Source organism: Geomicrobium sp. JSM 1781026, assembly GCF_041949955.1.
Lineage (GTDB): Bacteria > Bacillota > Bacilli > Bacillales > Marinococcaceae > Geomicrobium_A.
The window spans coordinates 23972-39457 of record NZ_JBHFQF010000009.1; the positions used below are offsets into that span (position 1 = coordinate 23972).

The 15486-nt window shown below is 40.4% G+C and carries 17 protein-coding genes; 7 read left to right on the forward strand and 10 right to left on the reverse strand.

Features of this window, described 5'->3' with window-relative positions; genetic code table 11:
- Positions 1-280 precede the first annotated feature (280 nt).
- From ACE1TF_RS15600 to ACE1TF_RS15615, 4 genes are read left to right on the forward strand one after another with little or no spacing between them, the layout of a single operon-like run.
- The gene (locus tag ACE1TF_RS15600; RefSeq protein WP_375018133.1) at positions 281-964 is read left to right on the forward strand and encodes a response regulator transcription factor; all 684 of its coding nucleotides are present in this window, start codon (positions 281-283) and stop codon (positions 962-964) included.
- Positions 961-2385 carry a sensor histidine kinase gene (locus ACE1TF_RS15605; protein ID WP_375018135.1) on the forward strand — a complete coding sequence of 475 codons (1425 nt, stop codon included), beginning with the start codon at positions 961-963 and terminating at the stop codon, positions 2383-2385. The genes ACE1TF_RS15600 and ACE1TF_RS15605 overlap by 4 nt, the downstream gene beginning before the upstream one ends.
- Positions 2382-2993, forward strand: coding sequence for an SCO family protein (locus tag ACE1TF_RS15610; protein ID WP_375018137.1), 612 nt, complete (start codon positions 2382-2384; stop codon positions 2991-2993). The genes ACE1TF_RS15605 and ACE1TF_RS15610 overlap by 4 nt, the downstream gene beginning before the upstream one ends.
- 53 nt (positions 2994-3046) lie before the next feature.
- Positions 3047-3397: a VOC family protein gene (locus tag ACE1TF_RS15615; RefSeq protein WP_375018139.1), complete on the forward strand. Its 351-nt coding sequence runs from the start codon at positions 3047-3049 to the stop codon at positions 3395-3397.
- A gap of 138 nt (positions 3398-3535) precedes the next feature.
- Here the strand turns inward: ACE1TF_RS15615 and ACE1TF_RS15620 are convergent, their stop codons facing one another.
- From ACE1TF_RS15620 to ACE1TF_RS15645, 6 genes are all read right to left on the reverse strand, one after another.
- Positions 3536-3859 (reverse strand): YxeA family protein, encoded by a 324-nt coding sequence (locus ACE1TF_RS15620; RefSeq protein ID WP_375018141.1) that lies wholly within the window; start codon positions 3857-3859, stop codon positions 3536-3538.
- Positions 3860-3874: 15 nt separating this feature from the next.
- Positions 3875-5395, reverse strand: a complete 1521-nt coding sequence (locus ACE1TF_RS15625) for an ABC transporter permease (RefSeq protein ID WP_375018383.1) — start codon at positions 5393-5395, stop codon at positions 3875-3877.
- An 89-nt stretch (positions 5396-5484) separates the two neighbouring features.
- Positions 5485-5799 (reverse strand): hypothetical protein, encoded by a 315-nt coding sequence (locus ACE1TF_RS15630; protein WP_375018143.1) that lies wholly within the window; start codon positions 5797-5799, stop codon positions 5485-5487.
- Positions 5796-6575 carry an ABC transporter ATP-binding protein gene (locus tag ACE1TF_RS15635; protein ID WP_042423335.1) on the reverse strand — a complete coding sequence of 260 codons (780 nt, stop codon included), beginning with the start codon at positions 6573-6575 and terminating at the stop codon, positions 5796-5798. Before ACE1TF_RS15635 ends, ACE1TF_RS15630 begins: the two co-directional genes overlap by 4 nt.
- 148 nt (positions 6576-6723) lie before the next feature.
- A complete protein-coding gene (locus ACE1TF_RS15640; RefSeq protein WP_375018146.1) occupies positions 6724-7770 on the reverse strand; it encodes a sensor histidine kinase in 1047 nt (348 codons plus the stop codon).
- 11 nt (positions 7771-7781) lie between these two features.
- Complete coding sequence (locus ACE1TF_RS15645; protein ID WP_375018148.1) at positions 7782-8465, reverse strand: response regulator transcription factor; 684 nt, start codon at positions 8463-8465, stop codon at positions 7782-7784.
- Positions 8466-9054: 589 nt separating this feature from the next.
- Here ACE1TF_RS15645 and ACE1TF_RS15650 point away from each other — a divergent pair.
- From ACE1TF_RS15650 to ACE1TF_RS15660, 3 genes are all read left to right on the forward strand, one after another.
- Positions 9055-10443, forward strand: coding sequence for an APC family permease (locus ACE1TF_RS15650; RefSeq protein ID WP_375018150.1), 1389 nt, complete (start codon positions 9055-9057; stop codon positions 10441-10443).
- The gene (locus tag ACE1TF_RS15655; RefSeq protein ID WP_375018152.1) at positions 10443-11342 is read left to right on the forward strand and encodes an agmatinase family protein; all 900 of its coding nucleotides are present in this window, start codon (positions 10443-10445) and stop codon (positions 11340-11342) included. Before ACE1TF_RS15650 ends, ACE1TF_RS15655 begins: the two co-directional genes overlap by 1 nt.
- Before the next feature lie 268 nt (positions 11343-11610).
- A complete protein-coding gene (locus ACE1TF_RS15660) occupies positions 11611-12003 on the forward strand; it encodes a RidA family protein (protein ID WP_375018154.1) in 393 nt (130 codons plus the stop codon).
- A 194-nt stretch (positions 12004-12197) separates the two neighbouring features.
- Here the strand turns inward: ACE1TF_RS15660 and ACE1TF_RS15665 are convergent, their stop codons facing one another.
- From ACE1TF_RS15665 to ACE1TF_RS15680, 4 genes are all read right to left on the reverse strand, one after another.
- On the reverse strand, positions 12198-12404 hold the full coding sequence (locus tag ACE1TF_RS15665) for a hypothetical protein (protein ID WP_042423318.1): 207 nt from the start codon (positions 12402-12404) through the stop codon (positions 12198-12200).
- Between the two features lie 183 nt (positions 12405-12587).
- Positions 12588-13088, reverse strand: a complete 501-nt coding sequence (locus ACE1TF_RS15670; protein ID WP_375018156.1) for a VOC family protein — start codon at positions 13086-13088, stop codon at positions 12588-12590.
- A 363-nt stretch (positions 13089-13451) separates the two neighbouring features.
- On the reverse strand, positions 13452-13844 hold the full coding sequence (locus ACE1TF_RS15675) for a RidA family protein (RefSeq protein ID WP_375018158.1): 393 nt from the start codon (positions 13842-13844) through the stop codon (positions 13452-13454).
- A 264-nt stretch (positions 13845-14108) separates the two neighbouring features.
- On the reverse strand, positions 14109-15473 hold the full coding sequence (locus ACE1TF_RS15680; protein ID WP_375018385.1) for an MFS transporter: 1365 nt from the start codon (positions 15471-15473) through the stop codon (positions 14109-14111).
- Positions 15474-15486: the final 13 nt, after the last annotated feature.

The following is a 15486-nucleotide window of genomic DNA, read 5'->3' on the forward strand; positions in this document are numbered from 1 at the left end:
CCTCATCTACCACTTTTGTAAAGATTGTTCGTTGTTCTGCGATGTAGTGGCCTAACGGTTTTGATAGCGTTTGCCTTCCATAGAGACCCCTACCGCATGTATATCCATCCTAAATAAGCGTTGTGAAGTCTATGTGAAATCTTCAATTCTGGCTTTTATGCCACACAATTTCTTCACAAATCGTGCGTACACTACAAGTAGAAACATTTACTAACTCATCACGTTGTACAATCTAGTGAAAAATTAGCTATAATGCAGTTGAAATGAGAAGGAGGCTACCATGAGTGAACGAAAGACGATTCTCGTCGTAGACGATGAGGAGCCATTATTAAACCTCGTAACTTCAGTATTAATATCAAACGGATACAACGTCGAACGTGCAACGAATGGTTTGGCTGCCCTTAAAAAACTTCGCACGTCGTCGATCCATCTTGTCATTATGGATGTAATGATGCCGGGTATGGACGGCTTTGAACTGTGCCAAGAAGTTAGACACCGATCGGACATTCCGATCATTATGCTTACCGCTCGTGGGGAACAAGAAGAACGAGTACGGGGGCTTCAATTAGGTGCTGATGACTATATTGTCAAACCGTTTGGCCTAGACGAACTCGTAGCTAGAATTCACGCAGTTCTTCGACGTTTAGGTCATCAAAACGAGCGGACGCTCATTAAAGTGGACAACCTTGTTATTGATGTCGAGTCACGAACCGTTACGAATGACAAAGCGCATATTTCCTTGTCAAAGAAAGAATTTGATCTGTTAGTATTTCTTGCCGAACACCCTGCGCAAGTATTTTCTCGAGACCACCTTCACGAGTTGCTTTGGGATAAGGATATGACAGAGGGAAATTTGCGAACAGTAGATACACACATAAAAACATTACGAATAAAACTACAATCCGCGAAACATTTAATACAGACCGTTTGGGGAGTGGGTTACAAATTTCAAAAGGAAACATGAATAAACGCCACCACTCATTGCGAACACGCATCTGGATAACGCTCATTGCTGTATTCCTTATGTTAGCGCTACTCAGCGTATACGTCGCCTCGTACTTATATGAACGGCTATATGTCGACGAACAAATTCAATCACTGACTGAGTCGGGAGAAGAACTTGCATCCATCTATTATGGATACGACTCAGAGAGTTCCTTTTTGTGGCGTGTGCAATGGACCGACCAAAGCTCCGGTGCCGATGTGTTCTACTTTGATCAAGAGCACCCTCTACTCGAACCCGACAGCAGAGACAACCTTATGATTGAATTCTTTACCTCGGACGAGCAGAACGAATTGCTATCTGGAAAAACCATCGAAATTATTCGTACGCACCCAAGCTACGATCAAGAAGTGCTCGGTGTCGTTGTTCCTCTCATAGAAAATGAACAATTCACAGGGATGATCTTACTGTCCCAACCCCTCACGAGCATTTACGAACCTCTATCAGAACTTCGTACTGTAGGCTTAGGTTTGCTTTTCATGTTCGTCACTTTATTTTTTATAACCGGGAAATTAATCTCAAAAGAAATGATTACACCGATTCAGAAAATGGAAAGAGCCGCTCTACGGATGGCAAATGGTGAGTATGATGCTCGCATAACTGCCACGTCCAAAACCAATGAAATCAACCAGCTTGGTGAATCGTTAAACCATCTCGCAGGCACACTTCAGTCGGAAGAAAAGAACCGTACAGAATTCATCGGTAACGTATCTCATGAATTACGTTCACCTCTTGGTTACATTAAAGGGTACGCAGAAGGAATTGAAAAAGGGATAATAAAAAGTGAAGACGGGATTCCCATTATTCGGCAGGAAGCGGAATCGATGCTTCATTTAGCCAATGACCTATTAGATCTTACCAAACTACAAAGTGATACGTATGAGCTCCACTTTGAACCGGTAGCTTTTGCCCAGATTGTTCATGATCTTTTGAATCGAGCTGAACAAGTTGCCGATGAGAAGAACATTGTTATTCACCGGGACATTGATGACAGTTGCATCATACATGGTGACACGCAGAGGTTAGCACAAGTCGTTCGCAACCTATTGGATAACGCCATAAACTATTCTGACGAATCATCCTCCATACAGGTTACTTTAAAAACATTTGATAATCGCTATCTCTTCACCATTCTAGATGAAGGTGTCGGTATTCCAGAGGAGAAAGTTCAGCATATTAAAGAACGATTTTACCGCGTCAACAGTGCCCGTTCAAGATCTGATGGGGGTAGTGGGGTTGGACTCGCCATTGTAGATGAGATTGTTAAGAAACACGGAGGGACATTTACCGTATCTTCACGCTTAGGCGTCGGGACCGTCGTTCAAATCGAACTCCCAGAATATGTAGACGAGGACAACGAGAAAGGGAGTGAAAATACATGAAAAAGTCTTTCACCTATGTTCTCCCTCTACTTGTAGGTCTCATACTTGGGGGGTGTGCGTCATTTTTCACGCCTTCCAATGAAACAACGGCTGAGGTTGCTCGCGACCTCAGTGAACAATCCTTGTACGTTTCATCGTTTTCTTTTGTGAACCAAGACGAAGAGGCTGTTACTGACGAAGATTTTCACGGCTCATACTGGTTAGCGACGATGACATTCACCGACTGTCCGACGATCTGCAACATGATGACGCCAAATATGGCTGAAATCCAAGAAGCATCTGAGGAACAAGGACTTGAATTATCCTTTGTCTCTTTTACTGTCGACCCAGCCACCGATACCCCTGACGTCTTGCAAACATACGGGGAGCAGTACAATGTAGATTTCTCAAACTGGGACTTCTTAACTGGGTACGACCCTAATGAGATTGAACAGTTTGTTGAAGAATCTTTTCACTCTACTGTATTAAACGATCCAGCAGATCCCGATATTATTCATACGACCGACTTCTTCTTAATTAACGACGAAGGCCAAGTTGTGCGAAGTTATGATGGTTTGAATTCGAATATCCCACCAATCATATCTGACCTTGAGTCGGTAATACATTAAGGGAGGGGCTTTCTTAAATTTTAGAAAGCTCCTTCAAAGAATGGATGATCTATTTGAAAATGATACATGCAATTCCAAAACTACCAGTTCATAACATCACATCAAGTATTACTTTCTATGAGTATCAGTTGGGGTTTACACTCATATACAGTGATGAGGAGTATGCCATTTTAACCTATGACAAAGTAGAGCTACACATTTTTAAGTGGTTTACAACAGATGGCGTATCACAATTGATTGCACAAAGTTGTCGTATTCGGGTTAAAGACGTTGCTAAGTTTTATGACGACTATAAAGAAAAGAACATTATCCATCCTAACGGTCATTTAATAACGCAGCCTTGGGGAGAAACAGATTTTACAGTCGTTGATATTAATAATAATGCAATTAGTTTTTATGAGTAGCTACCTTTGAAAAAGACGCGCTTGTTGCGTTTACGCGTTTTCCTATACGACGGTTTCAAAAACCCATGATGTTCTCGGCACTGAAAATCAAGGGTTTTTATTGTTCCCTAAACCACTTGTACCACTGTTAGATTCCCCTCAATGTACCGGCATATGTTCTTCTTCAATAAACTCATATTCCTCTGCATACGTACCTTTAGCAAGTACTCTTACATACGTGCCGTGATCAAGTGGAGTGCTCGTCGTAAATACAACTCTTTTTGTCTCGTTGCCCTCAGTAACCCCTTGCATTGAGTATTTATATCTTTCATTATCTTCTTCGGGCTCGCCTTGGATCTCGACGTAGACGTATTCTGCTTCTATTAGAGGATTATAACGATCCACTGTTTCACGAAAGAATAGGTAGGCACTAGCGATAAAAACAAGAGAAATAAGACTAAAGATGAACATCTTTTTTTTCATAACTATTTTTCCTTTCTATAAAGCTTTTCGAACGATGCTTCTGTAATAACGAATGGTCAGAATGGTAAACATCAAATAGATCGTAATATAAGCTGCCATACTCATAATAATTGGGGTAAGCATGCTTGCGACAATTAGAACAGAACCTACGTTTAAAGCAAAAGCAGCGTGTAATAACCCAATTGCTAGAGGAATGATGTAAACAAAAAGCTGCTTACGGATAATTCCTTTCATAATATCGTTCACTTGAAATCCGAGTTGACGCAGTGTCCGATAATGCCCTTTTTCTTGTTCAGCTTCTGTCATTTGTTTAAAGTACAAAATGCTACCTGTAGAGAGGAGAAACACAATCCCTAAAAAGCCAGCGATAAAAATGAGTAGACCGAAGGTTTGAATAGATTGTTCATAGGAAGTATGGAAGTCAGTAATAAACAAATCATTGTCTATATTTCCCAGAAAGATATCAGAAGCGACATCTGACTGGTCAGCATCTAACAACTGAAACGTCTCATAAGTCAACTCCTCTGCGGATTCCCCGACTTGAATATTTTCCCTTATACTTTGGAAGGTTGGCTCAGAAACAATGAGTTGATCGCCAAAAAATCTGTAGTTCATCACGTTTTCAAGTTTGAAACTAGAGACAGTTAGTTGCATTTCTTCGTCGTTTGTTGCTTTGAATTGTACTTCTTTCGGAAATGAAAGCTCCATCCCTTCGATAATCGCTCGAGTATTATGATAGATCGCTTCATCCTCATCTGGATGTTTCACATCCACCCCAGCCTGAGCGAGTTGTTCCGATGAAAAAAGCAGAAATGTTCTTTGACGTGCGTCTGCATTATTCTCCTTCGAAGTCCACGTGCCATCAAATCGAATTGCATGAAGCTCTGCATAATGAAAGTCGATTTGCTCCTCTTCTAGACGATTTGAAATCGTACCAGCCTCTTGTGGCATATCTTCCACGGCAAAATCAAAGGGCATCGCCAATCTGACATCATTTTCGGTTGAGTAATATAACGAATAGGAGAGGGAAATCATCGTAATTGTCATCGCCGACAGAACGGTAATTAAGGTTAACGAATTCGCGTGGCCTTTTAGCCTGTGCATTAATGACGCAACAGATAAACTATGATATAAACCAAGGTTTCCTCTTTGCTTTCTTCGAAACAAATACAACATCCAGCTAATCGTTGTGTGAAAAATAAGATATGTCCCAAAAATGGTGCTTGAGAGAACGAGTAGCATTAGAAATAGGAGTGAATCAGCATGTTCAATCATTAAGGTTGAGATAAAGTATCCAAAAACGATGAGACCGATTCCTGTTAACGCTAAGATTGCAGACAACATATTCGGTCGCTTATTTATACGTTCTGCCCGTTTTGTGGCATGAAATAATTGCAACAACGTACTTCGGTATACGATCAAGATAATTTGTACAGATGTAATGAGAATAAGGCCTATAAATACAACCATTGTCTGAATTACCGCTTGGCTAGAAAAAGGTAAGCCAAACATTCCGTCAACACCGATAAGGTTCATGAACAGCAACAGAAAGACTCTGGAAAATAACATTCCAACAATAAGACCAATTACGAGGGCTCCAATACCCAGGATGATGTGTTCAAATATTAATAAGCGCGAAACCACCCTTTCGATAAACCGATCAGCTGATATAACCCAATCTCCTGGCTGCGCCTTCGAATGAAGATACTCGTGGCATAGGAACTAAATACGACCGAGATGAAAATAAGTAGTAGACCCGCTACTTGAAAGGCTGCAGAAAAGTTCACACTTGCGTTAGCCATCATCACAACCGTTTCATCATGCTGAAGCGTCGAGAAGATAAAGTAAAAACTGATGCAAGAGATCATGGCAAAAAAGTATAGGTAATACATTTTTATATTTTTTCGAACGCTCCGAATGACGAGCTTTTGAATGCTCATCTTACATGACCTCCTCCGAGCACTGCCTGCATATCAAGGATGTCTTTAAAGAACGCATCCCTCGTTTTATCTCCCCGATACAATTCAGAGTACACATGCCCATCGTGCAAGAACACTACACGGCTACAATAGCTAGAGGCCAACGGGTCGTGGGATACCATCACGATCGTTACTTTTCTTAACTGATTAATTTCGTATAGATTATCTAATAAATTCGAGGCTGCTTTTGAATCTAATGCGCCAGTAGGTTCGTCCGCAAAAACGATCGAAGGGGAGTGAATTAATGCCCGTGCGGCTGAAGTTCGTTGCTTTTGCCCTCCTGAGATTTCGGACGGATACTTATTTGCTAATTCTTCGATCTCCAACATTGTGGCAATGTCATGAAATGCGCGCTCAGCTTGACTGTTCGTTATTGGTGTTAAGGAGATAGGCAACAAAATGTTTTCCTTTACCGTTAACGTGTCCAGTAAATTATAGTCTTGAAAAATAAATCCTAAATGTTCACGTCGGATGTTTGAAAGCTTGCGATCCTTCATGGCTGTTATTTCGTAGTCATTAATAAAGACCTTTCCATCTGTTGCTCGATCAATCGTGGCAAGTGTGTTAAGTAGTGTTGTTTTTCCGGAGCCTGACGGTCCCATAATTCCAATAAACTCACCTTCTGTCACGCGAAGATCTATTCCGTTTAACACGTTCTGGGCATTTTGATGCGAACTATAGGTTTTACGAATTCCCTCAGCAATAAGAACAGATCTAGGTGTGCTTTCGTTTGTCATGTCTTACACTCCAATCAAGTTGTTCTATACAAAGTGTAATTCTTTTAAGAAACAAGGTCGTAGGTTTTACATGATAAATAAACGGTGAATGTGATATTTTTGTCACTTAAAAAAACAGTCAGGTTTTCAACATGTCCTGACTGCTAAGCTATTTCGGTTGCAAAAGTGTTCGTCTCGTCTGTTCAAATGAATTGCCTGGCTTAAAGATCATGGAGAATGATGAACCTTGGCCAACGATTGAACGAACGTTTAGTTGGATGTGTAGTTTGTTGCTAATTTCGTTTGCGAGGTAAAGCCCCATACCGGTTGAGGCATGTTGCACACGCCCATTATCTCCTGTGAAACCTCGATCAAAAATTCGTGGGAGGTCATGCCCTTGTATGCCTGGCCCTTCATCTTTAAAAGTAACAGTTACAGCATTTTTTTGATCTACTTCGGTAGTAATAACTATGGTTCCATTGTCTGGGCTATATTTAATTGCATTAGTTAACAGTTGGCGCATGACAAATGCACACCACTTTTTGTCGGTGTAACTTGTAGCTGCTTCACTTGTCCTTACGTCAATCGCCAAATTCTTTTCCATACACCAAGTCGATAACTCACGAATCTCTTCTTTTATTACAAGATTTACATCTAGCTCTTCTGGAAGCAAATCCGAATCTAGTGTCGCTAAACGTGATATGTAAAGTTGTTGATCAAGAAGTAAATGCATTTTCAGCCAACTTGAGCTTAGCCGCTGTACCAGCTCATTCGAACGATGAGCATCGATCGTAATCTTCATCGCAGTAAGAGGCGTTTTCATTTCATGAATCCAAGAGGCTAGATCATTATGTTCCAAAAACTTATTGGATTTTTCTCTATGACGTAATGTTTGATTTTGCTTATGGATTGTTTTAATTAGCTTGTACACGGTACCGTCAGGAAAACGACTGTCTGGATATGGAATACGTTCAAACCAATTCTCACCTAAGTCTGTTGCAAGAGAAGATAATAATTTATAATATGCGGTTTCTTTTTTGTACCTCCAGAATATAAATGCAAAACAAACAGTCAGAAACAATACATTTAAATATAGGAGAGAATTGGGTTCTACTCGAATCCCCATATCAAGCAAGATGAGCGTGTTCGTAAGGATAAGAAGGAACCCGAGTAATCCAATCCAGCTTTTTTTATACAGAAGATAATGAATAAACAATGGTAGACCCCCTAAAGTGTCACAGCCATATATCCGAGTCCTTTCTTTGTGACGATTCCATCAGCTAAATTAAGAGCTAAGAGCTTTTGGCGTACTCTAGTGATGTTGGCTGTTAGTGTATTGTCATTAATATATTGATCATCATCCCATAGCATCTTCATCAATTCATGGCGAGAAACCACCTGGTTATTCGCTTTTATTAATACAGAAAGAATAAAAAATTCATTTTTTGTAAGGTCAACCATCTTTCCTTCTTTATAAATTCCACCACTTTTTAAGTCGAGAATCGCATCATTCCATTTAACAACATCGGAGGATGCCTCTTCATACGTATACGTACGTCGACAAATCGCTTGGATTTTTGCAAGCAGTACTTCCATATGAAAAGGTTTTTGAACATAATCGTCCGCTCCTAAATTCATCGCCATCACCATATCCGTCGGGTGATCTCTTGAAGAAAGGAAGATAATGGGCACTTTGGAGACAGCTCGTATCTCCCTGCACCAGTGAAAACCGTCGTACTTTGGCAATTGTATATCAATGATGACGAGTTGAGGGTTGTGGGCGACGAAGTCTTCCATAACATGAGAAAAATCACTCGGGTGACTCACCTCATATGACCATTGGTTCAACCCTTCCTTTAAAGCTTTCAAGAGAAGCGAATCATCCTCGATAATATACACATTCAGGTTCATTAGAAAACATCCCTCCAATTTCATTACCAGGTTTCATGCTTTCTTTCAATGATAATTCTATAAATTTGACATTAGTATAATAGAGCTTACACGGATTGTCGAATTCAGTTCTCTACTTCTTTAGCACACTATCCGTTGTCTAAAGAATTCTGGAGCTTATCCCTCTGCATTGCATAAAAGTGGTCTCCACTATCTTCTTCTTTCATTCCGCTTAACTTAAAAAACGGAATTCCCGCTATTGAAATTCTCGGCTGAAGCCCCTAATTCGTAGACGCCTTTATTAGGGACGATTGTGTTCTCAACTGCGAATAGTAGATCGAAGAACCTCCCCCTACAAAATGAATATTTGATTATAACAGTAGAGAGAAGTTGATCTATAAGTTCATAAACCTAAACCTTAACATGGATATCATTCAGATGTAGTAACTCTCCTCCATTAACGCTGTCTGCGTTTAGAAAATAGGGTTGCTACTTCCTACAATTCTAAAATTGCCTATTGATAATAATATATTTTACAAGTATTATAATTAATCAAAGTGCATTTTTATACATGAAGGATAGGGAGAAGAATACTATGGGGAAAAAGGGTATGACGAATGTAGATTTCTTTGGTCTTGCTTTTGGGAGTATGATTGGAATCGGTTGGGTTATTTCCGTTCCACAATGGATAAGTTCAGCGGGTAGCCTTGGTGCAATCATTGCACTACTCGTTACGATGGCGATCGTCATCCCCATTGGCTATGTGTACGCTGAATTAACGTCTAGTTTAAAACTTGCTGGTGGTGAGTTTACTTATACGGCACAATCATTAGGAAAGACTGCAGGCTTTTTATGCGGTTGGTTCCTTATATTAGGATATCTAATCATCTTACCTTGGGTTGCGATATCTGTTCCAATTCTATTTGCTTATGTTTTTCCATTTTTAAATCAGATTCCTTTGTATACGATCATTGGAGAAACGGTATACTTGCCGCACATTCTTCTTAGCCTTGCCATGATTGTAGGAATGACGTACATCAATTACAAAGGCGCTAAACTTTCTGCTCGCTTTCAAAACACGGCTACGTTCGTCATGTTGTTTACCTTTATTGCCTTTTTAGTCGGTGGGTTTTTCTTCGGAGATGCTCAGAATGCGACTCCACTGATGCAAACAAACAGTGAAGACTCTTGGGTAACCGGCATTGTCCTTGCGGTTGCTTCCATCCTGTTCTTTATGAATGGTTTTGATACCATTTCCAAAACGATTGATGAAGCAGATCAAGGCATTAATTATAAAAATTTAGGAAAAGTCACACTTAGCACCATTATCGTAGGTGGTGGGCTATACATCATCATCGTCGCTGCATCCTCTTTTTTAATGCCCGCTGAACAAATGGGCTCAATGGGGTCATTACCCCTTATTCATGCTTTAGAATATCAAACGGGTTCAAAGCTGCTTCCGCTAATCGTTGTCTTCGGAGTCTTATTAGGTGTAATTACGACCTTTAATGGCTTTCTTTTGGCAGGCAGTCGGTTAGTTCGTTCTTTCGCAGCAGAAGGGTATTTACCTAAGTTTTTTGCGAAGCAACATAGCCGCTACAAAACGCCATCCTATACGTTATGGACGATGGCAGCCATCGCTTTTGTAGGCGTATTGTTTGGGAGCGGTGCTTTATTACCTCTCGTCATTATGGGTGGTATTTCTTTTCTCATCGCTTGGTTTTGTATGGCACTTAGTGCCGTTCGGGTGCGACAGATTCTACCTTCACTAGCCAAACCATACAAGATGCCTGGCGGCATCACGATGGCGTACATCGCTTCTCTATTTTCCGGTGTTCTGCTGTTCGCTATGCTCATCCCAGGTACACCGATCTCGATGGGTTCCGTTGAGTACATCTTATTTGCGGTCTGGCTAATCATTGGTGCTTTATTTTATATTTTTTATACGCGAAATAACGTCACACAATTACATTCACTTAAAAAAAGGAGTGCATCATAATGAAAAGTTATCAATCATTTGGAATTTTAGGGTTTCCTTGGGATGGAGGGGCATCGCTTGGGCGACCAGGATCCCGCTTTGCTCCTGAGAAAATTCGCGAAGCTTTTCAATGGTTTGCCAATCGTATTGAGGAAAATAAAGTGTACAATGTTGAAAAACGAACCGTCTATACGTTCTCAGAAGATCCCATTCAAGACTTCGGCAACATAGATATTGTTGCCTACAGCACAGAAGATACGTTCAAAAATGCAGAGCAAAAAGTAACGGAAATATTACAAACTGAATCCTTCCCCTTTATTCTTGGTGGAGACCACTCAATTTCTTATCCTGTCATTAAAGCATTACATGATCAACATCCTGGAAAGAAGATAGGGATTGTTCAATTTGATGCCCATCTTGATCTTGTTGACTCCTCTCCAATCCAAGGAAAATATTCGCAAAGCAGTCAAATGAGACGAGCATTAGAACTGGAACACATTCACCCTGAGCATATTGTGCAAATCGGCGTTCGCAGTTACAACTATCCATGGTATGGTTCTTATCTTGCTAACTCTGGCATTAAACAAGTGACGGCCGCTGAAGTGCACACCCAGCCGATTGAAGAAACCATTCAGTTCGCTTTGTCGGCAATGGAAGAAGTTGACCTCATTTACGTCACATTTGATATGGACGTACTTGAACCGGCCTACGCCCCCGGTGTCGGCGCTAACGAACCCGGGGGGTTAACCCCTGTTCAATGCTTTCAAATGCTTGAAGCCTTGTATCCAATTACAGATGCCTTTGATATTGCAGAAGTAAACCCACTCTATGATCATCAAGATATTACAACCTCTATGGCAGCACGCATCATGTTTGATTGTTTCGTAGCTAAAATGAAAAAAGAAGAATCCACCAATTAAGTAGACGGGAAGGAATCATATCCTGCACGTGCAATAATTTCAATAACCCTTGGTCTTTCCAATACTTGAGATCAAGGGTTTTGTTAAGCTCAATCGCTCTTTTCTAGTTGAGTACTCCTTAGTTTCATAATCAGAAATATATACTGATAAGTTGGCAGCGATTTAAGATTTAAAAGAAACAGATGAAACCGTATAATTACGAAAAGTCACTCATTTATATGTTATACTCGAATTATAATTCATGGACTTCGCAAAGGATGTGTATAGAATGAAAACATCACGAAACCCCGATACGGTTCACAAACCAGTAGCTCCATACGTTCACCAAGTTGAAGTAACAGGGTCAAACCGCTGGCTTACTTTATCTGGACAACTAGGCATGGAGGTAGATGGAGAAGTTCCAGAGCAGCCATTAGAACAATTTGAGTTAGCTTTAGAGAACATTAAACGTAATTTAGAAGCAGCTGATATGCAGATCAATGATTTAACTAAAATGGTTTTTTACTTAGTGGGGGAATTTAATGCCGAGAAAAGAAGAGAACTGATAGCCGACTTTTTAGATGGCCACTTACCTTGCACTACCATGATTTATGTCGTCGCACTAGCTGCTCCAAAATTTAAAGTAGAAATTGATGCGTGGGCTTGTAAAGAATGTAGTTAATTATGCTCCTTACACTCATTTGTACATATACGAATGACACTAACTATATATAATGAAGGTCAGCATTTTAAGCTAAAAGGCTAAGTTTGTGACCATACTATACAATCGTCTCAGGAACCGATGAAGGTACTGATGCTCTTCTTTCCCCACTGCTTCATAGCCCCTCTTCGACAGTTTGTATTGTTCAATTCTCTTTATTCACTCAAGCCATTCATCTCTCTTTCAATGAGAAACACAGAAATTTCAAAGGCTTGTATTCGCCGTTTGGCTAGAGTGATTTGAGATTTATACTGATCAGGTTTTTCTTTAGATTCAAAGGTTTTTACTGTTTCTCTTAACTTGTTTAATGTCGAGTCAATCTGACGTTTTGCTTCAACTAAGTCCGCTCGTGAAACCTCCATTTTAGTCCCACCCTTCTTAGTGTTGAATAACGGCAACTTCCGAGGGTCGTTGTTGCTGTTACACCTCAACATTTAGTATACAGCCTCATTACTAGTAACCTATTTGTTTGTGCAGTGTTTAGCTTGACGTAATGCAAGCAATTACCCCACGTATCAAGTGAAATGAATATATACTGAAGCCCATTATTTTATGACAACACCTTTATACGTTTCAACCATGTTTCTTGTGTACAATTCAATAATGTTCTTTTCTGTGTCCTTAAAGTAAATTCTATATTCTCTCTGACTGTCCATCTCTTCTACGATTACTTTATAATCAATATCTTCTGTCTGAAGAACATGCAATACTTCTCCCACATTTTCAATTGCAACATGTAATGCGAAATGCACATGAACGCCTCCCTCATCAAATAAATTTGACCAGGATGAGATTGCTTTCTGCTTTTCTACCTGTTCTTGTTCATTGAATCTCCTTGGTAGCCATAAGCCTAAGCGTGTATTACCTCCAACATACAACCACGTTGCCCAAATACTACTCTTGTCGACGGTCGCAGATCCACCATCGGTATATCCCCATTGGTCAACAATCGGAAAACCTAACTTTTGATGCCAGAATTCAATAGCCTTGTCCATTGACTCCACTTCCACTACCAATTCTGATATCCCATTAACATTCATTTTCATAAGAATTCACCTCCCCTAAGATTAATTGTATATGAAAATTGTAATTTAACTTCATTGTAATTTGCTCAATCTAAAGGAGGTTTCATTACACAACTTTAGTCGTACGCTTTTGTAGTTGAACCTTTCTGTAATCATTTGGACAGTTTTAAGTTTACTGTATAGTACAAAATAAGAGTGGAGAATAACGGGGACTTCACTCAAGAAATTGGAGCGCGTAAATGTAAAAATCCTACCACGCGACATTTGCTTGTTAAATACTAACAACTACCGAAGGTTAGAGTCGCAGAATTAGATAATGCAAGTGTAGGAATTACGATGGTTTAATGAAAAAAGAACAGCTTTTCACTGTTCTATCCCTAAAACTTAAAGTTCCGCACACCATAATTCGATTTCGATTTTTAATTCAGGTAGCCCGAGTGCTGCAATATATGCAATCGTCATTGACGGGTATTCATCGGTGAACCATTCATTCCACAACTGATCTAAATAATCCCAATCGATCTCTTCAGTTGCCCACACGTTAACTTTAATCACGCTGTCTGGCAACAGTCTCTCTGATTTGAGCACTTGTTTCATATTCGCAAATGTATTCTTGATTTGCTCATTTAGTTGATTTGGGACGTTCCCGTTCATGTCTGTCCCAATTTGACCCGCGGTTACAATTAAACCCGCACCTTTTGGCACTCTTGTCACGTGACTGTAGTTTCCAACCGGTTCATGCATTAGACGGGGGTTCGTTCGAACAATTCTCTCCATGAATATAACCTCTCTCACTATATGTTTTCTGCGTATTTCTTACGAATTAGACACACTTCTCCAATTTTTGACTAATCAATAAAAAACAGCAGTCGAGTACCCATAACCCATAGAGATAAACGAAAGTATTTTCTTTTTCATGGCAAGGGCACTTCCTTTCACGATCGTCTGAGAAGTATATTTGTTAAATGCAATTCATAGTAGTAATCTCTCTTACTACACATCATAGCATAAGGACTTCCCAAAAATGGAAAGTCCATGTGTTTACGCTCTCTTCTCGTTAATAAAACGGGTGAGTACGAGTGCTAGAAGGGCAATGAGTGCCATCACTAAAAAGGCAAGTGAAGTTCCCCAATACGTACCCACTTCGTACGGGGCGTCCATCGTTGTTGCTGTAACACTGATGATCGTTGATAGCACAATAATGCCAAACGTCATCCCAAATTGCCGAACCGTATTGACGAGTGCCGACCCATGTGGGATATCTTCATCATCCAGTGCATCCATGCTTACTGTCACGAGCGGCATAAGCGTCAATCCAAAACCGATCATAAAGAAACAAAAGTGGAACATTACCCAATACGGTGAACTATCCATACCGACGGTGTTCAACAAAACGAGAGACAATAACGTAAATGAAAAACCAATCAATGAAATCTTCTTTCCACCATACCGGTCGTATAAATTCCCAGATATGATCGTTATCACACTTAACAAGATCGTTCCTGGTACAAGAATGAAACCAGAAAGAAACGCCGTTGTCCCGAGTACATCTTGAGCAAACATCGGTAGAATCGTTTCTGCGGATAATAACAACATCATATTTAAGAAGACAAGAATCATCGCTAAACGAAAGGTGCTATTTTTAAGTAACATCAAATTAAGCACCGGCATATCAAGGTTTATTTGTCTTCTTACGAACACGACTAATGCTAGCGCACCTGCGACAATTGGACCGGCGACGAGCAAATGCGTAAATCCATACACACTGATGTTACTCATTCCTAAAATAAGCAATGAGAACCCGAGTGCCGAAACGATAATGGACAATACGTCCAATCCCGCCGCTTGTTTTTTTATCACATCTTTCATCGTAAAGACGGCGGCCACGAGCGTGATGATAATGAGTGGCAAGATCACCCAATGAAGGGATCGCCAATCAAACACATCAATAATCATGCCTGAAATTGATGGTGCACTGGCCGGCGCAACATTAATAACCGCACCGAGTAGACCCATCGCAAACCCTCGCCGCTCATAAGGAAATACCGTGAGTAAAATCGTTTGGACGAGCGGCAAAATAATGCCCGCACCGACAGCTTGAATGACTCGGGAAAGAACAAGTGTACCAAATTGTGCCGATAACCCTCCTAAAACGGTACCAGCAGCGAGACACCCAAGCGCGAATACGACAAGTGCTTTCGTTGAAAAACGATTCGATAAATACCCCGACATCGGAATGAGCACGATGGTCGTAAGCAAAAACGCCGTTGTGAGCCATTGTACTTGAGTAGCATTAACCCCATACTCTTCCATAATTGTCGGGTATGCTGTGATCAATAAAAATTGACTGAACGTAAATAAAAATGCCGCAGAAAGAATAACGGCTACGACACCTTTATGTGCAATTTTTCCTCCCGCT